Source organism: Olsenella intestinalis (assembly GCF_023276655.1).
Taxonomy (GTDB): domain Bacteria; phylum Actinomycetota; class Coriobacteriia; order Coriobacteriales; family Atopobiaceae; genus Olsenella_J; species Olsenella_J intestinalis.
The window spans coordinates 828090-848862 of record NZ_JALGRK010000001.1 but is presented as its reverse complement, the minus strand read 5'-3'; the positions used below and the strand labels follow the sequence as shown (position 1 = coordinate 848862).

The window sequence follows — 20773 nt, the reverse complement described above, 5'->3', positions numbered from 1 at the left end:
GTGCGACGCGCAGGCCGCGTCGCTTGCGAACATGTGCCTTAGGTCAATCTAGTACAAGATAGCCAAAAAATCGTGTACAAGTCGAGCGCGCGCACCTCCAAGCACGCCGAGAAGAGCCTAGATACGGCCCCGAACCGCCCCTTCACGCGCAGGTCATGCTGCCCTTACGCTGGGGAAATGACATATCGACGACCACATATGCACAAATTGCGTTCTTTTGCGCCAGCCGATGCCGCCAAGCGCGCATCGCGCGACGGCCCTAACGCTTGAGCGAGCCGAAGATGCCGCGAACCAGCTGGCGCGACGCCTCGCGGCCGATGGTGCCGATGATCGACCCGGCGGCGCGCTTCATCTGCTCGACCTGGCGCTCCTGGGCGCGGCGCTGACGCTCTGCCTCCTTCTCGGCGGCACGCTCGGCGCGCTCGGCGGCCTTCTCGGCCTCCTTCTGCTGGCGGGCAAGCTCGCGCTCCGCATCCTTGGCGGCCTTGGCCTCCTCGGCGGCGCGCTTCTTCTCGAACTCGGCCTTCTCCTTCTCGAAGGCCTCGCGCTCCGCGGCGAGACGAGCGCTCTCCTCGCTCGCGGCCCGCTCGGCGCCGATCATCTCGAAGGCGCTCTCGCGGTCGACGGCCTCGCCGTACTTCGCCTGCAGGTCGGCCTGGCCGGCAATCACGGCCTCAAGCGCGCCCTGGCTCGCCGCGGACATCGAGCACTGCGGGAAGAGCACGCGGGCGCGCTCGACCATGCAGGGGCTGCCGTCCTCGCCGAGGAACGACACGAGCGCCTCGCCGGTGCCGACCTCCTGCAGCGCCTGGGCGGAGTCAAAGGCGGGGTTCTCGCGGAACGACGCGGCGGCCGCGCGCACGGCCTTCTGCTCGGCCGGCGTGTAGGCGCGCAGGCCGTGCTGGACGCGGTTGGAGAGCTGGGCCAGCACCTCGTCGGGGATGTCGGAGGGCGACTGCGTGATGAAGTAGACGCCGACGCCCTTGGAGCGGATGAGCTTGACGACCTGGACGATCTTGTCGCGCAGCTCCTTGGGCATGTTGTCGAACAGCAGGTGCGCCTCGTCGAAGAAGAAGACGAACTTGGGCTTGTCGGGGTCGCCCACCTCGGGAAGCGTGTCGAAGAGCGACGAGAGCATCCAGAGCAGGAACATCGCGTAGATCTGCGGCATCTGCACGAGCTTGGCCGCGTTGAGGATGTTGACGTAGCCGCGGCCGTCCGGCGCGCACGCGAACCAGTCGGCGAGGTCGAGGTCGGGCTCGCCGAAGAAGACGTCGCCGCCCTGGTCCTCCACGGCAATCAGCGCGCGCTGGATCGCGCCGACCGAGGCGGTCGACACGTTACCGTAGGTGGCCTGGATCTCCTTGGCGTGCTCGGAGAGAAAGCCCAGCATGGCGCGCAGGTCCTTGAGGTCGATCAGCAGCATGTTGTTGTCGTCGGCCACGCGGAAGGCGATGTTGAGCACGCCCTCCTGCACGTCGGTGAGGCCGAGCAGGCGCGCGAGAAGGACGGGCCCCATGTCGCTCACGGTGATGCGCACCGGGATGCCGCCCTCCCCCAGCATGTCCCAGAGGCGCACCGGGCAGCCGGAGAAGTCGATGGCAGCCGGGTCGAGGTCGAAGGTGTCGGCGCAGCGCTTGGAGATGAAGTCGGTCAGCTCGCCGGCCTCGGCCATGCCGGTGACGTCGCCCTTGACGTCCGCCATGAACACGGGCACGCCCGCGCGCGAGAAGCCCTCGGCCATCACCTTGAGCGTGACGGTCTTGCCCGTGCCGGAGGCGCCGGCGATCAGGCCGTGGCGGTTCGCCTGGCTCAGCAGCAGGTTGCAGGCGACGTCGCCCTGGGCCATCCAGATCCTGTCGTTGTCGAGCATGCTGACTCCCTTCCGTTCCGCGCGCGTCGCGCGCCGTGGTCGAACCGGGAGCCCACGCGCTAGTCGCGCTGGCTCGCGGCGAGAATTGCCTCGTATGCCTCGGACTTGCTTACCGAGAAGAGCTTGGCGACGCGCTTGGCGAGCGCGCTCTTGGGCTCACCCGCGGCGAGGCCCTCGGCGATGGCCTCCTCCATCGTGGCCGCGCCGCCCGCCGCGGCCTGCCTGAGCGCGGCAAGCTCGTCAGGCGCCGGCGCGCCGATGACGATGACGCACTCGCCCTTGACGACCTCGCGCGAGGCCACCTCCGCGGCGACCGTGGCGGCCTCGCCGCGCACGACCTCCTCGTGGAGCTTGGTGAGCTCGCGCACGAGCGCGACCTGGCGCTGCGGCAGCACGCTCGCGATGCGCCCGAGGGTCGCCGCCACACGCCGGGGCGACTCGTAGACGACGAGCGCGCCGGGTATGGGCGCGAGCTCGGCGAGGCGTGCCTCCATGGCGGAGGCTTTTCTCGGCAGGAAGCCCTCGAAGAAGAAGTGGTCCATGGGAAGCCCCGACGCCACGAGCGCGCAGGTCACGGCAGACGGCCCGGGGATCACCTCGACGCGAAGCCCCTCGTCGAGGGCCGCGTCCACCAGGCGCTGGCCGGGGTCGGACACGCCGGGCATGCCCGCGTCCGAGACGAACGCCACGCGCTCGCCGGCCGCCACGCGCTCGAGCGTCGGCGCGATGCGCGACGCGAGCACGTTGTCGTCTGCGCGGGTCAGCGGCGTGTGCACGCCGAAGTGTGCGAGCAGCTTGCCCGTCACGCGAGTGTCCTCGCAGAGGATGACGTCCGCGGCGCGCAGGGTCTCGACCACGCGCGGCGAGGCGTCCGCCAGGTTTCCGATGGGGGTCCCCACGACGGACAGCACGCCGCCCGCGGGCCTTGTGGCATCACTCACGCGAGCATCCTCCGCTCGAAGGACGAGAGCGACACGCGCGCGTCCCACCCGGCGAGGCGCCCCTCGGTCTTCCAGGTCTGGAAGAACCACGCGGCGCAGGGCTTGAAGGTCGCGAGCTGCTCGGAGATGTAGATGCGCTCGAGGGCGATGCGGCCCTCGGGGGTGGTGATGGTGTCGGCGAAGGGAAGCGAACCCGACCACTTGCCCACCATCGCGGGAAGGCCGCTCTTCTCGACCGCCCTGAGCGACGCCTTGGAGCGCTCGACGAGCTCGCGGATGCCGGAGGGGCCCACGCGGTCGACGCGGTCGTTGTAGTGGAAGAGGTGGCAGTCGATCAGGACGTTCTCGTAGCGGTCGTGCGCCATGAAGCGGTTCCATGCGCCCGGGCGGCCGCCGTCGGGAATGACGAACAGCGGGTCGGCGCCGGCCTCCTCGCGCACGATGTCATAGGCGTCGCGGTAGTAGTTGCGCAGCTGGTGGAGGGCGACGCCCTCGCTCACCGAGAAGCCGCGGCGCGTCTGGATGCGCGGCGTGTCGGCGACCTCGATGCCGGCGAACGCCACGCGCGAGCCGTAGCGCTTGCACAGGCCGCGCACGACGTCGAGCATGTCGTTCCTGTAGTGGGCGAAGTCGGTGTGGTTGCGCACGAGGTCGGCCTCCGCCCCCTCGGCGCCCGGCGTGATCGCGAGGTCGAGCACGATCTTGAGGCCGATCTCGTCCGCCCAGTCGAAGGCGTCGTCTACCTGCGCGAGGCAGCCCACGAAGGGCCCGGGGCGCGGGCCGTCGGTGCCGAAGACGTACCAGGGGACGGGCAGGCGCACCGCGTTGAAGCCGCGGGCGGCGATCTGGTTGAAGTCGGCCTGGCGCACGAATCCGGAGCGGTGAGCCTCGAGGCGCCTGCGGTACTCGTCGCGGCCGATGGAGCCGATGAGCGCGCTCTCATCGAGCGCGCCGGAGTCGGCAAACAGGGTGGGCGTGACCCATGCCTCGAGCGTGAGCCATCCGGTGAGATTCACGCCATGCAGAGCGCGCTGCGCCATAGGTCCCTCCTGCCGTGCGGTTGCCCCATCAATTCAGACCACATACGAGTATACGCACAACGGCGGACGGTAACTCCCATGCTTTTGCGGCGTGCGCGCCTCGACGCCCAACGTGCGGCTCGCGCGGGCGAGAGGGTGCGGGCGAGAGGAGCGTGCGCCCTTTGCCGATGCGTCCGCATCAAACCGAACGTTTATTGGTAAAGGTTACCTATGCACTGCAATCCGAAGCGTTATGTGACAGGAGGATGCTACATGGATCGTAACTACTTTGACCTCTCCGGACAGGTGGCCATCGTCACCGGCTGCTCCACGGGACTCGGCGTCCAGATGGCCAAGGCGCTGGCGAGCCAGGGCGCCAACATCGTCGTCGTGGCGAGGCGCCAGAACCTCATCGAGCAGGTCGCCAAGGAGATCACCGACGAGTTCTGGGTCAAGTCCCTGCCCGTCGTATGCGACATCACCGACACCCAGGCCGTCGAGGCGATGGTCGACGCCGCGCTCAAGAAGTTCGGCCGCATCGACATCCTCATCAACAACGCCGGCACCGGCGCCGTCGCGCCCGCCGAGGACATCACCGACGAGCAGTTCGACAACGAGATGCAGATCGACCTCTTCGGCTCGTTCAGGGTCGCGCGCTCCGTCGCCAAGAAGGCCATGATCCCGGCCAAGTACGGCCGCATCATCAACATCGCCTCGATGTACGGCCTCGTGGGCAACAAGGTCGCCGGCTCCGCCCCCTACCACGCGGCCAAGGGCGGCGTCGTCAACCTCACGCGCGCGCTCGCCGCGGAGTGGGGCAAGCACAACATCACCGTCAACTCCATCTGCCCGGGCTACTTCTACACCCCGCTCACGCAGGAGACCCTCGACTCGGACTTCTTCCAGCAGAACGCGAAGACCATGATCCCCGAGGAGCGCTACGGCAACGAGGGCGAGCTCGACACGGCGGCGCTGTTCCTGGCGTCCAAGGCCTCGAGCTACGTCACGGGCGTGCAGCTGCCCGTCGACGGCGGCTACACCTGCATGTAGCCACCCCCTCGCCCACGCTCGCGACCACGCGACCATGCACGGGCGACCGCGCACGGGCGACCACGCGGGCGAGAGGAGCGTGGGCCTCGACCCACAATGACTGCGGGGCGTCGGACATCCGGCGCCCCGTTTTGTTGGCTCTTCTCGACAGGCGTACCGTGCGCTACTCCCAGAGGCCCGTGCACGAGACGGCGTAGAGGGGAACGTTGACCATCCAGTCCTGCCTGCGATGGGGCGAGAGGCTGAACCGAACGGCGCGCACCTCCGGATGTGCGGTCTTGAACGCGCGGAGGCTTCTTGCCCGCAGGTTCTCCTCCGCCTTCACCTCCACGGCGAACACGCTGCCGGAGACCTGCGCGAGGAAGTCGATCTCGCCGGAGGAGTTCTCGGCCGACCAGTAGCTGGGCACCACGTCCTGCTCGGCCACGAGCTGCTGACAGACGTACTGCTCCGTCAGCGCGCCCTTGAACTCCGTGAAGACCCTGTTCCCCTCGAGGACGTCCTGCGGCTCGAGGCCGCTCATGGCACCGAGGAGCCCCACGTCGACCAGGAAGACCTTGAACGCGTTCGTGTTGCAGTATGCGGAGAGCGGCACGCCAGGCTTGCTTGCGCGGCGCACCTTGTGGATGAGGCCGGCGTGTTCGAGCCAGGCGAGGCACTCCTCGAAGTCGGCCGCGCGGGCGCCCTTGCGCACACAGCCGAAGACGAACTTCTTGTTCTCCTGCGAAAGGTGCCGGGGGATTGACTCCCAGGCGAGCATGGTGCGGGCAAGCAGTCGGAACGGGATGTGCTTGGCGAAGTCGTTCTGGTACCCGGAAAGGATCTCGCGCTGGACATCGCGCGCGTTGCGCACGTCGCCGGTCGCGACGTAGGCACAGACCGCCTCGGGCATGCCGCCCACCACGTAGTAGCGTCTGAGCTGCTCGGTGAGCTTGCCCGAGAAGGCGGTCATCATCTTGGTGTCAGCCGCGGCGACAGGCCCGCCCAGGCGCTCGTTGCCCGTCGCGTCGAGGAACTCTCGGAAGGTCAGCGGGTGCAGGTCGAGCAGGTTGACCTTGCCGACGGGAAAACCGCTGCCCTCCGTGGCAGACACGCCCAGCAGCGAGCCCGCCGCGGCAACCGCGTACTCGGGCGCGTTCTCGCAGAAGTACTTGAGCGACGTGATGGCCTTGGGGCACGCCTGCACCTCGTCGAGAACGATGAGCGTGGTCTGCGGCTTGATGTCGATGCCAAGCTCGAGCGAGAGCGAGGCGACGATCCTCTCGACGTCGAAGTCGGACTCGAAGTAGCCGCGCGCAAGGGAGTCGTTATCGAGGCTCACGTATGCGACCTCGTTGAAGTGGAGCCTGCCGAACTCCTTCAGCAACCAGGTCTTGCCGACCTGGCGTGCGCCGTTCAGGATGAGCGGCTTCCGCCGCGGGCTGTCCTTCCAGGCAACCAGCCGGTCCATGAGAGCCCTTCTCATGTCGCACCCCTCCCCTGCGGTTTCGCTTTCCACTGGTAATCGGTTTATACCACATTTTTAAGGCCTTAGAAACGCGCGACTCATCATTTTTAAGGCCTTAAAAATGAGTAACAGCACACTTTTCAGGCCCTCATGCAGCCGAGAAGAGCTCGCAAAAAGAGTGGCTCCCCCGTACGGAGGAGCCACCCCGTCAACGATCTGGTGCCGTGGGCTTAGCCCCTGAGGCCGTACCAGCCGATGCCCTCGTCGCGCCAGCCGATGGAGACGAGCATGTCGCGCTCCTGGCTGCTCGTGGTGTAGTTGTGCGAGCCCGTGGAGGCATACGGGTTGTACTGGCGCCAGAGCGGCACACCGTCCTCGCCCGCAGAGCGCCAGCCCACGCCCTCGTAGTTCCAGCCCACAGTGACGAGCATGTCGCGCTCGTGCGCGCTCGTCGTGTAGTGATGATCGCCACCGTAGGGGTTGTAGAGACGATAGACCGGCGCGCCGTCCCTGGGGGCGATCCAGCCCACGCCCTCGTAGTTCCAGCCAACCGAGACGAGATGGTCGCGCTCCGTGCTGGATGCGGTGTAGAAGTGCTCTCCCGAGTAGGGATTGTACATGCGGTACATCTCGACTCCGGCAGACCCGCCCTGACCGATGGTCGCGGCGACCGCCCTCGCTGTGACGTCCGCGTGGTTGGCGTCGCCGGTCACGCGGTAGAGCACGGCGTAGGCGCCCGACGCGGTGGCGACGGGGACGTTCGTCGACCAGGAGATGCCGTCAAGCGAGTACTCCATGGTTCCACCCTGGGCGGAGCCGGGCGTTACGAGGGCCTGAGGTCCACCCGTGTAGGAGAGGTGCGCGGGCGCCGGCGCGGTGACGGTCGGGTCGGCCTTGGCGATCACGACGTCCTTGAAGCCGATGACGGGGCTGTAGTCGTCGGCGATCACGCAATAGTACACGCGGCGGGAGCCTGCGTCGGTGAACGTCGGGTTGACGAGCGTGCCCGCAATGGGTGCGGTCTCGGGAGTCAGGTCCCTCTCGGCGCTGTAGTACACCTTGGCGCTGGCCGTCGTGGGCAGCACGTCCACGGTGATGCCGTGGGCCCGGCCGTCGTAGGTGCCCGCATAGGACTCCGCGACGACGGTCAGCTCGGCCTTGGTGATGGTGAGCTTGCCGGGGATGACGGCCACGTCGTAGTTGCAGTTGGGGACGACGGACTCGTCGAGGTCGACCACGATCTCGTACTCGCCCACCTTCTGCTCGTAGTCGCAGTTGAGCGTGTAGACGAGCTCGTCGCCCTTGACCGGTGTGTACGCATGGGCCGTAAAGGGCTCGGGCACGCTCTGTCCAATCTGGATGGTGACGTCGTCTGCCCAGACCGCAGCCCAGACCTTGTTGATGGTTCCCACGGTGGTCTCGGGGAGCGTCACGTCGTAGTTCTGCGAGCCCCTGCCGGAGACGACCGCGCTGCCCTGGTCGACGTTGACCTGCTTGACATCGCCGGCGTTGGCGTCCGCGAAGGAGCCGCTTACGACACCTATGGTAACGCTGTCACCCGCAAGGACGTCCTCGTCCTCCACGTAGGCGACAAGCGTCGCTGTGGTAGTTCCGTCGTAGTCCTTGTCGGCGGCGATCACCGTGGCGGTGATGGGCTTGCGCGCGACGGAGAAGTCCGACGTGTACGTGCCGTCGTATCCGGTGCCCGAGGCCTGGACGACCGCACGCACGGTGTAGTCGCCCGCCTGGGTAGGTTGCTCGGACGAGTACGTGGAGTCGTCTGCGCCCTTCACCTTGTAGGAGTAGGTCACGCCCGTGGTGATGGGGTTCTCGCCGTCGCTGAACACGGGGGTCTTGGCAGGGCTGCCGTAGGTCCAGTCCTCAAGGACGACGCCGGGCTCGAGCGCCTTCGCGATAGTCCCGATGACGGGCGTCGGCGCGACGTCGTTGTGGTTGGCGTCGCCTGTCACGCGGTAGAGCACGGCGTAGGAGCCCACCTCGGTCTTGGAGGGCAGGTCGCCGGACCAGTTCACTCCGTCGAGCGAGTACTCCATGGTTCCACCGACGGCAGAGCCTGCCGTGATGAGGGTCTGGGGATTGCCGGTGTACCTGAGGTTCGCAACCGGTGTCGGCGCGGTGACGGTCGGGTCGGCCTTGTTGATCACCACATCCTGGGAGCCGGCCTGGGTCTGGCCGTCGAACGAGACGACGTAGTAATACACGGCGTTGGTGCTTGCGTCCTTGAAGGTGGGGCTGATACTGGTGCCCTTGTCCTTGTAGTTTTCGGCGGTAAGCTCCTCGGTACCGTAGTACACCTCGGCCAGTTTGAAGTTCTCCACGGCCGTCTTGAGCTCGGACTTGGCCCACTCGATCCACATGGCCCACTCGCCGTCGGTCCAATCCTCCTCGGGCACCGTGACATCCAGGCCTGCATACTGCGCCCACAGCGCAAGACCAAGCCAATCCTCATGCGTCAGCTTGTCGATGACGGAGGGATCAAGCGGTGGAATGCCAGGGTTCTTGACGTCCACGGTAATGCCGTGGAACTCATTGTCAAAGGGGCCGTTGAAGCCCGTGGCGGTAACCTCGATGGGCCTGGTGACGGTGAGCGTGCCGTTGGTGCACACGATCTCGTAGTTGACGTTGGCCCCCTTCGTCGGATCCGCCGTCGCGACGATCTCGTACGTGCCCGGACTGTCCATGTTCGCGTCGCAGGCGAGGTCGTACTCGATGTCCTCCCACAGGACGGGCGCATTGACCGTAGCCGTGAGCTCGGGGAAGGGACTGCCCATGGGCACGTAGAGGTCGTCGGCCATGACGAGGGCCCAGGCCTTCTCGATCGTGGCGGTGGCAGAGGCCGGGATTGTGACCTCGTAGTTCTCCGCGCCCTCGCCAAAGAACGTGGCCTTGCTCGCATCAATGGCCACCGGCTTGTCCTCGCCGGCGTCCTTGTTGGTGAAGAAGCCTGTGACACCAGCGACCTCAACCTCGTCTCCCTCAACCAGATCAGAGCTGTTCACGGAGACGTTCACCGTCGCGTCCGTCATCCCGTCATAGGACTTGCCCTCGACATACGCGGATGCGTTGATGGGCTTCTTGCTGATGGTCACGGCGGCGGACCCCACAACCGGCTCGTAATGGGGAGCCGTCACGAAGTAGTACACCGTGTAGGTGCCCGCGTCCCTGTACTTGAACAGCTCGGCCGCAGACTCATCGGTCGCGGGAGTGCCGTCGATCATGTAGTTGTCACTGGTGAGCTCCATGCTGGAGAGGTATGCGGTGGCGCCTTCGGGCACCGTCACGCTCAGGCCATGGGTGGCTCCGTCATAGACGCCCTCAAACCCCTGTACGCTCACGCCCGCGAGCGGGGCTCCCGTGACCGTCACCTTTACGTCCTTGACCGTCGGCGCATAGAAGTCGGTCCCCGCCACCGTGACGGTGACGTAGGTGGTCCCCAACTCCTTTGCCTCGAGGATACCGGTGGTCTTGTTCACCTTGATGATGTCGTTCTCGCTCCACTCGCTGTCCGCGCCCGTGGTGCCGCCAGCGCCGCCGGTGTCTGTGGCGAATTCGTCCACCGTGCTCTTGGCGGCATAGCTGATCGCGCCAGTCTCATGGGTTCCGTCACCCGTGGCCTGCGCATCGACGCCCTTGCCCGTTTCACCATAGGTGTACGTCACCTCGTCGGGGGTGATCGTCGGACGCGGCTTCTTGTTTATCGTCACGACGATCTGCCCGTCCAGGGGGTCGTGGTTCTCGTCCGCCGAGGAGACGACGTGGACGACGACGCTGTCGGGGTTGGCGGCCGTGGCAGAGGCGGCGGGAATCTTAAGGACGCTGCCTTCCACGACGAACCCCTTGGCGGCCAGAGAGCCGTCTGGGTCGTCAAGCGCATAGGTGACGACATCGCCCGCGTTCTTGACATTGGCCGAGAGGTCGATTGTCTTCGCCGTGTTGCCCTCGTCTATGACGGCATTGTCGACGAGGCTCGGCTTGGCCTTGGCCACGGTATAGACCACGTGGGCCGTCGCCGTGTTGGTTCCTGCGCCTGCGCTCTCCTCGTCCTCGCCGCTGAGCGTCAGCTCGGCCCAGTAGTGCCCTGGCGCCGTAGGAATCTCGTACAGCTGCTCGGGGTCCACCGCGCTCGCCCTCGAGCCGTCCGGATTCGCGAGGTAGTAGGCCACCTCCGCGTCGCCGATGTGATGCTCGTCGGTGACGATCACCCCGGCGTCCTTGCCGTCGTCGTACATCGTGTGGGGTGGCTTGCTGAGGATCAGCTTTGCCTGTTTGTTGTCCACGGGGTTGTCGAGGTCACAGCCCTCGCCGCCCTTGCACGTGGCGATGATGGTGTCGCCAGGCTCGTTGGTCGTGGCCGTGGTGTAGGTGAAGCTGTGCTTGTGGGCAGGCTCCACTCGTATGTGCTTGTACTTGTTGTGCAGGAGCTTCGTGTCGCCATACTCCTCGATCTCCTCCGCACCCGTAAGCACTAGGGTGCGGTAGTCCAGCTTGGCCTCGTGCACGGTGTCATCGGCATCGTTGTGCGTAGTAAAGGTGACGCGCTGGAACTGGGTCTCTTTTTCCTCGAGATGGATTCCACCCTCGTCGGTCTCGCTTGCCCTGACCATCTGCTTGATGGCGCCGCCAGAGCCAGGCCCGGGATACATGTCCACGGTGGCTCCGCTGAAGTGAACGACACCCTTCTCCCAGTCGCGATTTTCTGAACTGGTCGTGCCAATGACGTTGCGATGCTCTTCCTTGATGCCCTGACGCTTTCTCAGGTCGGCCGAGTACGCCTTGATGCTTCCGCCGTTGAGATAGATGTTTCCCGTGAAGTAAGACTCGTATGTCATGTTGAGGGAATTGGCCGCATGCTCGATGCCGCCCGTGCCAATCGCGGCGCCAGGCTCAGCGTTCTTCTCGTTGCTTTCGAGCATGTCACCCGCCCTTGCCACGATATCGCCACCATTGATCGTGACGTTGACCGTGTAGAAGGTATCGCCCGTGTGATAACACCCGGCGCCAGATCCGATACCCGGGCCACCATTGTTGCCACCAATGGTGATAATGGTTCCTCCATTGATGACAATGGGCCCAGACGGCCCCGTCTCGCCACCGCCGATGCCCGCTCCACCGTAGCCACCCCAAGCCTTGACCCAAGGATTGCCTTGTATCGTGATGCCAACCTGACCGGAGTAGTACGCATCGGTATGGCCGGTCGTCCATTCTCCGGAGCCAATGCCCGCTCCGCCGCCCCATCCGTCAGTCGTGACGTGAGCGTTGCCCTCTATGAGAATGGTTCCGCTTCTTCCGCCGGTGCGTCCACCACCGATGCCAGCGCCGCCCTTACCACCATTCGCTCGAACCCACGCGTTGCCCTTGATCACGATCGTTCCGGCGCTCTCGGCATCCTGACCGCCGCCGATGCCGGCAGCCTCATCACCACCGGTCGGCTTGATTGTTCCTCCGGTGAGCGTGATGGTGCCGCCCGCTCCATCCTGGCCGCCGCCGATGCCGGCGCCATAACGGCCGCCATTCGCCGTGACAGTACCACCGGAGATGAGCACGTTGGCAGAGCCATCCTCGCCGCCGCCGATGCCGGCGCCGTCGCCACCGCCCGTGGCCGTGACGTTGCCGCCAGAGATCTCGACATTGCCGTCCTTCTTCTGGCCTCCGCCGATGCCGGCGCCGCCGCCGTCCTTGTCGGAGCCACCTTGAGCCTTCACGGTGCCACCGGTGATCTTGATGTTCTTGCCTTCGCCCTGGTCTCCGCCGCCGATACCGGCCGCGTCAACGGCGCCCTGTGCCTTGGTGATGTTGGCGCTGTCTCTGATGGTGATGTTCTCGCCGTTCCCCTTGCTGCCGCCGCCGATGCCGGCGCCGCCCAGAACAGAGAGCTTCGTGCCACCGGTGGCGCTCACGGTGCCACCGGAGATCGTGATGTTCTTGCCAGCGGCCTTGTCGCCGCCGCCAATACCGGCCGCGCCGCCACCTCCGGTGGAGCTTTGCGTGTTGGCCGTGGCGGTCACGTTGCCGCCACTGATGGTGATGCCGTTGCCCTCGCCCTCGTCGCCGCCGCCGATGCCTGATGCGAAGGCGCCGCCAAGGGCGCTTACCGTGCCGCCGGAAATGGCGATCGTGCCGCTTCCGCCCTTGCCGCCACCACCAATGCCAGCGCCGCCCTTGCTGGTCACAGAGCCGCCAGTCGCCTTGACCGTGCCGCCGGAGATGGTGATGGTGCCGCCGTCGCGCTCCTCGCCGCCACCAATGCCGGCCGCGTCGGCACCGCCAACGGCCGTGACGTCGCCGCCGTATATCTGTATGCTGCCGCCCTTGCCGTACTCGCCGCCGCCGATGCCGGCGCCGTACCAGCCGCTTGCATTGACGACGCCGCCATAGATCTTGATGTCGTTGCTGCCGCCGCCGGTGCCGTCGTTGCCCTCTTTGTTGCTGCCGCCGCCAATGCCGGCGCCCTCGTTGCCGCCAGCGGCCTTGACAGTACCGCCATAGATCCTCACGGTGCCGTTGCCCTGCCAGCCGCCGCCGATGCCGGCGCCGCCATGATTGGAGCGGGAACCGCCCGTGACGTTGATGTCGCCGCCGTAGATGTTGACGGTGCCGCTGCTTTCCTTTGAGTCACCGCCGATGGCAGCCGTGTCGGCCTTCGACCTGTCAACCTTGAACTTGCCGTAGTTACCCGACTGCCCATAGATGTTCAGCGTTGCTCCGGGAGGAACATGGATGCCGTCCCTGAGGTGCACATCGCAGCCGTTTTCCATGATGATGTTGACCGTGCCGCTCACGGTCGGCCTGTCGCCATCGCCCCAGTCGCCGGTCATGACGTACCAGCCGGAATTCAGGGTGTAATGGCTTGAATCAATGTCGTCGAGAATCTCAGCATTGACGGTCTTCCAGGTCCATTCGCACGCGGACCCGTTCCACGAGCCGTCGTAGTACCCCACGCTCTTGCTCTCGGCCCACGCCTGGGTCGGAGCAACGACCGCCAGGACCAACAGGGTCACCAACGCGCCAAACAGAGGCGCCAACCAAACCCGTCTTCCCATCTGTCCCCCCTTGCAAGAACGGCAGCATTGCGAAGCGCTGTATCCCATCATGCTAGTAACAAAAGGGTCCAGATGACATGCGTCATCGACGAGCGAAAGGCAGCATGCCGCCCATCGGACGGGAACTTAAGATGCGGGCCGATCGCGGGGTTGGGTGACTCAGGCGCGCGCGTCGTCGGCGAAGTAGCTCGCGCAGTTCATCGGCGTCTCGTAGACGTCCACCTGGGAGACCGGAAGCCCCTCCTCGCGCAGGCGCTCGCAGAAGTGGCGCGCGAGGTTCTCCGCCGTGGTGCGAAACGGCAGCACCGTGAGGCTGAAGCCCTCGCCCTCGAGCGCCTCGACGGTCGCCGCCGAGAGCGAGCCCTCCTCCACCAGGAAGGTGTGGTCGAACTCCTCGGCAAGCGAGCGCACGCGACGCTTGAACTCGCCGAAGTCGAGCACCATGTCACGCATCGTGCCCTCCTCGCGCAGCTCCCCCTGGCGCAGGTAGACCACCATGCGCCAGCGGTGCCCGTGCAGGTTCTCGCACTTGCCAAAGTAGTCCGTCAGAAAGTGCGCGCTGTCGAAGCACGCCTCGGTCTTGAGCCCGAACATGTTCGCCCTCCCGGCCGCGCGACGCGTGTGCGCCGACGCGCTAGTAGCGGGCCTCCACGAACCAGCGGGACCCCTCGAAGTACAGAAAGGTCGCGCGGCCCTCGACGCAGATGGTGTAGCGCATGCCCTTGCCACCCGTCCGCGGCGACCAGGCCTGGCGCCTGTCGAGCACGCGGTCGATCTCAAACCGCCTGCCGTCGTCCCACACGACCACCAGGGGCACCATGTGCCCCTCCACATCCGTCGAGGATACCACCTCGACGTAATGCTTCACCCTGCTCATCCGGCCGTTCATTCCACCTCCCCACGCGAGGGCCCAGCGCCCCCGCCAGAACACAGTTATAGAACACTTGTTCGTAGTATGGAAGGCTCGCCGGACAAATATTCGGCCAAGCCGCACAAGCCGCACGACGCCGCACGACACCCCGTCGCGCCCCGCCATGCCCCGCCGCACGCAACGAGGCGACGCCCGAAGGCGCCGCCCCGCACTGTTCGCTTCATGTCGCGTAGTTCATGTCACGCAGGCGAGAAGAGCCTGCGCCTGGCTGGCTACTCGCTCGCGCCCCCGCCGTTGCCGGAGCCGCCGTTCGAGCCGCCGCCGTTGCCGTCGCCGCCGCGCTTGCCGCGACCACGACCGCCGCGATGGCGCCTGCGCCTCTTGGGCTTGTCGCCGCCCTCGCCAGACCCGGCGCCCTCTCCCTTGGGGGCGGGGCGACCGCCCTGCTGCTGGGCCTGCTGGCCGCCGTGGTCACCCGGGCGACGGCGCCTCTTGGGCTTGTCGCCGCCCTGGCCCTGGGCCTTGCCCTCGGAGCCCGCGCGGGCGCGCTCGGAGCCGCCCTCGGCAGAAGCGCTGTGGTGGCGCCTGCGACGACGAGACGTCTGCTGACCGTCGCCCTTGGACTGGCCGCCGTTGCCGCCGTTGCCGCCCTGGCCCTGGCCCTGGCCGGCCTGGCCCTGCGCGCCAGAGGACTTCTTGCGGCGGCGCCTCGTGCGCGTGGACGAGCCCTCGCCCGAGCCGCTGCCGGAGCCATTGCCGGAGCCGGAGCCGGAGCCACCGTTGCCACCGTTGCTGCCGCCGGCGGAGCCGCCCTTGCCGGACCCCTTGCGAGAGGAGCCCGTGCTCTTCTCGGCGGCGTCACCCTTGCGCGAGCGGCGGCGGCGCGACGGCTTGGTGTCGACGAAGATGTCGGACGAGTCGAAGGTCTCGTCGGGGATGACGCCCATCTGGCGGTCGAGCTCGGCGAGGGCCATCTGCACGTCGGGCGACTCGAGGCGCTCGAGCGCGGCACGGGTCACCGTGTCGGGGCGGCAGGCGCAGCCCAGCTCCTCGCTCTTCTTGTGCGCGGCCTCGGAGGCCTCCATGCCGGAGAGCGGCACGCGGACCTGCTTGCCGTTCTCGAGGCGCAGGCAGATCTGCTCCTTGGGGGTGTCGTACTCGACGATCTTGGCCTTGCCGAGCGGCGTCTCGATCACGGCGTTGCGCTTGGGCGCGCGCTGCTTGAAGTCGCGGTACGCCTCGAACTCGTAGCGCAGGCAGCACATGAGGCGGCCGCACGCGCCCGAGATCTTGGTCGAGTTGAGGGGCAGGTCCTGCTCCTTGGCCATGCGGATCGAGACCGGCTCGAACTGGTGGCCGAAGCGCGCGCAGCACAGCTCCTGGCCGCAGTGCGCGAAGCCGCCCACGATCGCGGCCTCCTCGCGCACGCCGATCTGGCGCATGTCGATGCGCTCGTGCAGCTCGCGCGAGAGGTCGCGCACGAGCTGGCGGAAGTCGACGCGCTCCTCGGCCGAGAAGTAGCAGACGACCTTGCCGCCGCCGAAGAGGTACTCGACGCCGACGGGCTTCATGTCGAGGCCGGACTCGTGCACGAGGTTGCGGAAGGTGGGGAACGCGTCGTCGGCTCGGCCGGCGAGCATCTCGGCGCGCTCGAGGTCCTTGTCGGTCGCGACGCGCACGACCTGCTTGAGCCGGTTCACGTCGCCGATCGCGTGGGCGAGCTCTTCTCGGCTCATCTCGACCGCGTCAGAGGTGGCGAGGCCGATCTCCTGGCCGCGCTCGGTGTCGCAGATGACGTGGTCGCCCTCCTGCGCACCGGTGCCCGCGGGCTCGAACCAGAGGTCGCGGGCGGCGTACTTGAACTTCACCGAAATGACGGTGGGCATGCGAGTGCCTCCTTGATGGAAAGAAGCATGACCTCGATGGTCAGCTGGGGTGTTACGTTGCGTGCGAGGTCTCTCGACGCGCGCGTGACGCAGTCGAGCGCGGCCAGCACGCCCTCGGTCCCGGACGCGGCGGCGATGCGGTCCACCACGTCGGCGGCGTCCTCGTTCACGATGCGATCGCTGACGCCCTCGCAGCGAATGAGGACGTCCCTCAGCAGGGAGTCGCAGGCCGCGAGCGCCTCCATCATACCCGAACGCTCTCGGGCGGTTAGCTCGCGCTTGTTGGCCTCCTCAATTTGTCTCATAGCTGAGCTGGCAAGATAGTCGGCCCGCTCGCCCAGGGCGGCCTCCTGCGCACCCTTGAGGTCGGCGAGAGGAGCACGCACGGCCTCGACGATCTCTCGGGCAGCGACCAAAACGTCCCAGGAGTCGTCGCGCGCGAGGCCCGCGACGGCGCGCACCATGAGGCGGCGCACCTCGCGGCGCTCGGCCGAGGCGAGGAACTCCGCCGCGCGCTCGGGGGTCTGCGCGACCGACAGCGCGATGCGCGCGTCCGTCCCGCCGATGCCGCAGGCGAGCTCGACGCTCTTCTCGGCGGCGTCGACCGTCGTGGTCGCGAACGGGATCGCCTGACAGCGCGAGGCGATGGTGGGAAGGACGGACGCCACCGAGCGCGCGATCAGGATGAACATGACGCCCTCGGGCGGCTCCTCGATGGTCTTGAGCAGGGCGTTTGCCGAGGCGCCGCGCAGAAGCCCGGCGTCGTCGATGATGTAGACCTTGGACCTGGCGCGCACGGGCGCGAGCGGCACGTCGGCGATCAGGTCGCGCACCTGCGAGACGAGGTAGCCCGTGGCGCTCTCGGGCTTGAGGTAGCGCACGTCGGGGTGGGTGCGATGCGCGATGCGGATGCAGTCGTCGCAGGAGGCGTCGCCGCCGTCGGGGCAGAGCGCGCACTGGGCCACGGCGAAGGCGGCCTCCACCATGCCTGCGCCGGGGGCACCCACGAACAGGTAGGCGTGACTGAGCCTTCCCTCGGCCACGGCGGCCGCCAGGAAGCGCTGGACGCGCGGCTGCTGCGAGAGGACCTCGAGAGCGCGCGGGATGGGGGCCTGGGTGGTGACGTCGCTACTCATGGCGGGCACCGTCCCCGACGAGGTCCGCAAGGGCGGAGAGGATCCTCTCGGCGACCTCGTCGACCCCTCCGTCTGCGTCGACGAGGCGCACGCGGGCGGGCTCGGCCTCCGCAAGGCGCAGGTACGCGTCGCGCACGCGCTGCTGGAAGGCGACGCCCTCGGCCTCGAGGCGGTCGGTGCCGTCGGCCGTGGCGCGCGCGAGGGCGCGCTCGACGTCGAGGTCGAGCACGATCGTGCGGTCGGGGTGCACGCCGCAGCAGCCCAGCTCGTTGCAGCGCTCGACGAGCGACTCGTCGAGCGAGCGGCCGCCGGCCTGGTAGGCGAAGGTCGAGTCGTAGAAGCGGTCGCAGAGCACGACGGCGCCACGCTCGAGCGCGGGCACCACGACCTGGCGCACGAGCTGCGCGCGCGAGGCCTCATAGAGCAGGAGCTCGCACTCGTCGGCCATCTCGGCGTTCTCTGGGTCGAGCAGGATCTCGCGGACCTTCTCCGAGATGCGGGTGCCGCCGGGCTCGCGCAGGCGGACGACCTCGCGGCCGGCAGCCTCGATCTTCTCGGCGAGAAGGGCCGCCTGCGTGGACTTGCCGCAGCCGTCGATGCCCTCGAGCGTGATGAAGGTTCCCGTGCGGGTCGCGTCAGACATCGCGACCCCCTACTCGGCGTCGGCGGCGCCGGAGTCTGCGTCGGACTTCTTCTTGGCGGACTTCTTGGTCGACGACTTCTTGGTGGTCGGCTTCTTCGCGGTCGACTTCTTGGTCGTCTTCTTGGCGGTCGACTTCTTGCCCGTCGACTTGCGGCCGCGCGTCTTGCGCTCCGCGGCGCGCTTCTCCTTGCCGGGGCAGTTCATGTTCACGCAGATGCGCCACGGGCCGCGCTGCGTCACGATCTCGACGATCGGGGCGCCGCAGTCGGGGCAGGTCTCCCCCGTCGCGTGGATCTCGCCGCGCTGCGGGAGCGGGTAGCTCGTGTTGCAGATGTCGTAGTTGGTGCAGCGGATGAAGCGCTTGCCGGTGCGCTCGCTCTTGTGGGCGATCAGGTCGCCGTGGGAGCCGTCGGCCGCGCACGCCGCGCACTCGCCGACCTTGACGTCGGGCTCGCGGTTGGTCTCGCACGCGGGGTTCACGCAGATCTCGTACGCGCGGCTGCGGAACGGCTGCACCTTGATGCGCGGCGCGCCGCACTCCGGGCACACGCCGGCCTCGCCCTCGATGGGCTGGATGCGGCCCTTGGGCACCGGGTAGGTCACGTCGCAGTCGGGCCAGCCCATGCACCCGATGAAGCTCGAGCGCGTCTTGGCCGAGTTCTTCATGACGAGGTCCCTGCCGCACTTGGGGCACGCGCCCACGCGGGCGTCGGCGGTCACGGCGTCGGCGATGGCCTCGCCCAGGTCGTCCTTGTGCTCGATCAGGGCATCCATCATGCTGGCGAGAAGAGCACGCGAGTGGTCGACGACCTCACCTTGGGTGTCCTTACCCTCGGCCACCTTGGTCATGTCGGCCTCGAGCTCCGCGGTCATGTCGGGGCTCGTGATGTGCGGCGCGTACTCGGTGAGCGCGTCGATGACGGCCATGCCGAGCTGGCTCGGCTCGCAGGGGTCGTTCTTGAGGTACTTCACGTCGTAGAGGCGCTGGATGATCGAGGCGCGCGTGGACTTGGTGCCCAGGCCCCTCTTCTCCATCTCCTGGATGAGGCGGCCCTGGCTGTAGCGCGCGGGCGGCTCGGTCTGCTTGGCCTCGAGGTTCATCTCGTGCACGTCGCAGACGTCGCCCTCGGAAAGCGCCGGCAGCTGCTCGTCGCGCTTGAGGCCGTAGGGGTAGATCGCGCGGAAGCCCGGCTTGACCAGGACGCTGCCGGAGGTCACGAACGGCTCGCCCTCGACGTCGAAGGTGAACTTGGTGCTCTCGGAGACCGACGCCTCGGAGAGGGTTGCCATGAAGCGCCTCGCGATGAGGTTGTAGAGCTTCCACGCCGCGGGCTCGAGCTTGTCGGGGTCGGCCGGCGCCGTGGGGTAGATGGGCGGGTGGTCGGTCGTCTCCTCCTTGCCGCGAGTGGCGGTGAGCTTGTCCTTGGCGAGCAGCTCGTTGCAGTACGGGCGGTACTGCGGCACGGCCGAGATCGTCTTGACGACGTCCTTGAGGTCGAGCGAGCTCGGGTAGACGGTGTTGTCGACGCGCGGGTACGAGATGAGGCCGTCCATGTAGAGCGACTCGGCGATGCGCATCGCGCGCGCCGGGCTGATGCCCTCGCTGGCCGCCGCGGTCTGCAGCGACGTGGTGTTGAGCGGCGCGGGCGGCTTGGTGGTGCGGCTCTTCTTCTCGATTGCCGTGACGGTCGCGGACTTCGCGCCCTTGACCTTCTCGTAGGCGGCGTTCGCCTTGGCCTCGTCCTTGAAGCGCGCCGTGGCGTGGTTGACCTTGAAGCGGTCGTCCTCGTCGGCCTTGCCCGCGGGCGAGAGGGCGCCGGAGAGCACCCAGTAGTCCTCCGGCACGAAGGCGTTGCGCTCGCGCTCCTTCTCGACCACGATCGCAAGCGTGGGCGTCTGGACGCGGCCCGCGCTGCGGACGTTGCCGAGGCCGCCGAAGCGGGCCATCGTGAGATAGCGCGTGAGGACCGCGCCCCAGATGAGGTCGATGTACTGGCGCGACTCGCCGGCGTCGGCGAGGTCCTGGTCGAGCTCGACGAGGTTGGAGAAGGCGTGGTCGATCTCGCCCTTGGTGAAGGCGGAGTAGCGGGCGCGGCTGACGGGCGTGTCAGGCGCGACCTCGCGCATCTGGCGCAGGGCGTCGGAGCCGATGAGCTCGCCCTCGCGGTCGAAGTCGGTGCCGATCACGATGGAGTCTGCCTTCTTGGCAAGGTTCTTGAGGGCGCGGATGATGCCCTTCTCGGCGGGGCGCTTCTCGATGGGCGCCCAGACGAGGTACGGCAGGCTCGGAACCTTCCAGCCCTTGATGTCGACGCCGTCCTTGAGGAAGGGCTTGCGCTTGGTCTCGAAGGGCGGGTGCGCGAGGCTGTCGGGGATGTTGGCGGGCAGGATCTCGCCGTCGGCGGTGATCGCCGTCCAGCCGTCCTTCTTGGTGTAGTGGAGCTGGTGGGCGAAGTCGGGCGCGAGGATGTGTCCGCGCAGGCCCACGGTGACCCACTCCTCGCCGTCGACCTCGAAGCGATAGATGGGGGTGTCGTAGACCTTGTCCTGCTTGGGCTTGCCGACGGTCGCAAGCAGCCTGGCTATCTGCTGCGCGGCGTCGTTCTTCTCGGTGACTACAAGCTTCAACCTGGTACCGGCTTTCTGTTGCTGTGGAACGTGCTGCGGCGGCGTGGTCGACGCACGCCAGTGGATGATGTCACTTTATCATTTGCGCCGTAAAACCCCTATCTTCAGATATATCGCAGGCGAGAAGAGCCTGCTTCGCGATCGCGCCCCCGCCTTGGCCGCAGCTCATGCGCGCCCCATCGTCCTCCGTTACGTTGCTTGAATGACCTTCTGTTGCG

At 67.2% G+C, this 20773-nt stretch carries 12 protein-coding genes; 1 reads left to right on the top strand and 11 read right to left on the bottom strand.

Going from position 1 to position 20773, the window contains the following annotated elements; translation table 11 throughout:
- Positions 1-259: 259 nt before the first annotated feature.
- Genes M5D76_RS03270 through M5D76_RS03260 form a run of 3 tightly spaced genes read right to left on the bottom strand, consistent with a single transcriptional unit; the run spans position 260 to position 3854 of the window.
- On the bottom strand, positions 260-1873 hold the full coding sequence (locus tag M5D76_RS03270; protein WP_248921952.1) for a helicase HerA-like domain-containing protein: 1614 nt from the start codon (positions 1871-1873) through the stop codon (positions 260-262).
- A gap of 59 nt (positions 1874-1932) precedes the next feature.
- On the bottom strand, positions 1933-2814 hold the full coding sequence (gene rsmI / locus M5D76_RS03265; RefSeq protein ID WP_248921951.1) for a 16S rRNA (cytidine(1402)-2'-O)-methyltransferase: 882 nt from the start codon (positions 2812-2814) through the stop codon (positions 1933-1935).
- Positions 2811-3854 carry a glycoside hydrolase family 5 protein gene (locus M5D76_RS03260; RefSeq protein WP_248921950.1) on the bottom strand — a complete coding sequence of 348 codons (1044 nt, stop codon included), beginning with the start codon at positions 3852-3854 and terminating at the stop codon, positions 2811-2813. The genes rsmI and M5D76_RS03260 overlap by 4 nt, the downstream gene beginning before the upstream one ends.
- Positions 3855-4106: 252 nt before the next feature.
- Here M5D76_RS03260 and M5D76_RS03255 point away from each other — a divergent pair, with 252 nt between their 5' ends.
- Complete coding sequence (locus tag M5D76_RS03255; protein WP_248921949.1) at positions 4107-4883, top strand: SDR family oxidoreductase; 777 nt, start codon at positions 4107-4109, stop codon at positions 4881-4883.
- A gap of 163 nt (positions 4884-5046) precedes the next feature.
- On the opposite strand, the gene M5D76_RS03250 is transcribed toward M5D76_RS03255, so the two are convergent.
- From M5D76_RS03250 to M5D76_RS03215, 8 genes are all read right to left on the bottom strand, one after another.
- Entirely contained in the window at positions 5047-6348 is a 1302-nt protein-coding gene (locus M5D76_RS03250) for an ATP-binding protein (protein ID WP_248921948.1), read from the bottom strand.
- Between the two features lie 212 nt (positions 6349-6560).
- Positions 6561-13289, bottom strand: a complete 6729-nt coding sequence (locus tag M5D76_RS03245; RefSeq protein ID WP_248921947.1) for a YDG domain-containing protein — start codon at positions 13287-13289, stop codon at positions 6561-6563.
- A 261-nt stretch (positions 13290-13550) separates the two neighbouring features.
- A complete protein-coding gene (locus M5D76_RS03240; protein ID WP_248921946.1) occupies positions 13551-13985 on the bottom strand; it encodes a 6-pyruvoyl trahydropterin synthase family protein in 435 nt (144 codons plus the stop codon).
- A 40-nt stretch (positions 13986-14025) separates the two neighbouring features.
- A complete protein-coding gene (locus M5D76_RS03235; RefSeq protein WP_248921945.1) occupies positions 14026-14280 on the bottom strand; it encodes a hypothetical protein in 255 nt (84 codons plus the stop codon).
- A 254-nt stretch (positions 14281-14534) separates the two neighbouring features.
- Entirely contained in the window at positions 14535-16148 is a 1614-nt protein-coding gene (locus M5D76_RS03230; protein WP_248921944.1) for a PSP1 domain-containing protein, read from the bottom strand.
- Complete coding sequence (locus M5D76_RS03225) at positions 16127-17284, bottom strand: DNA polymerase III subunit (RefSeq protein ID WP_248921943.1); 1158 nt, start codon at positions 17282-17284, stop codon at positions 16127-16129. Before M5D76_RS03225 ends, M5D76_RS03230 begins: the two co-directional genes overlap by 22 nt.
- Positions 17277-17927, bottom strand: coding sequence for a dTMP kinase (tmk, locus tag M5D76_RS03220; protein ID WP_248921942.1), 651 nt, complete (start codon positions 17925-17927; stop codon positions 17277-17279). Before tmk ends, M5D76_RS03225 begins: the two co-directional genes overlap by 8 nt.
- Before the next feature lie 9 nt (positions 17928-17936).
- On the bottom strand, positions 17937-20555 hold the full coding sequence (locus M5D76_RS03215) for a DNA topoisomerase I (protein ID WP_248921941.1): 2619 nt from the start codon (positions 20553-20555) through the stop codon (positions 17937-17939).
- Positions 20556-20773: the final 218 nt, after the last annotated feature.

Excerpts from the sequence above, each read along its gene's own strand:
- M5D76_RS03250 (WP_248921948.1), bottom strand. The coding sequence starts at position 6,348 with ATGAGAAGGGCTCTCATGGACCGGCTGGTTGCCTGGAAGGACAGCCCG.
- M5D76_RS03235 (WP_248921945.1), bottom strand. The coding sequence starts at position 14,280 with ATGAACGGCCGGATGAGCAGGGTGAAGCATTACGTCGAGGTGGTATCC.
- tmk (WP_248921942.1), bottom strand. The coding sequence starts at position 17,927 with ATGTCTGACGCGACCCGCACGGGAACCTTCATCACGCTCGAGGGCATC.
- M5D76_RS03240 (WP_248921946.1), bottom strand. The coding sequence starts at position 13,985 with ATGTTCGGGCTCAAGACCGAGGCGTGCTTCGACAGCGCGCACTTTCTG.
- M5D76_RS03225 (WP_248921943.1), bottom strand. The coding sequence starts at position 17,284 with ATGAGTAGCGACGTCACCACCCAGGCCCCCATCCCGCGCGCTCTCGAG.
- M5D76_RS03260 (WP_248921950.1), bottom strand. The coding sequence starts at position 3,854 with ATGGCGCAGCGCGCTCTGCATGGCGTGAATCTCACCGGATGGCTCACG.
- M5D76_RS03230 (WP_248921944.1), bottom strand. The coding sequence starts at position 16,148 with ATGCCCACCGTCATTTCGGTGAAGTTCAAGTACGCCGCCCGCGACCTC.
- M5D76_RS03270 (WP_248921952.1), bottom strand. The coding sequence starts at position 1,873 with ATGCTCGACAACGACAGGATCTGGATGGCCCAGGGCGACGTCGCCTGC.
- M5D76_RS03255 (WP_248921949.1), top strand. The coding sequence starts at position 4,107 with ATGGATCGTAACTACTTTGACCTCTCCGGACAGGTGGCCATCGTCACC.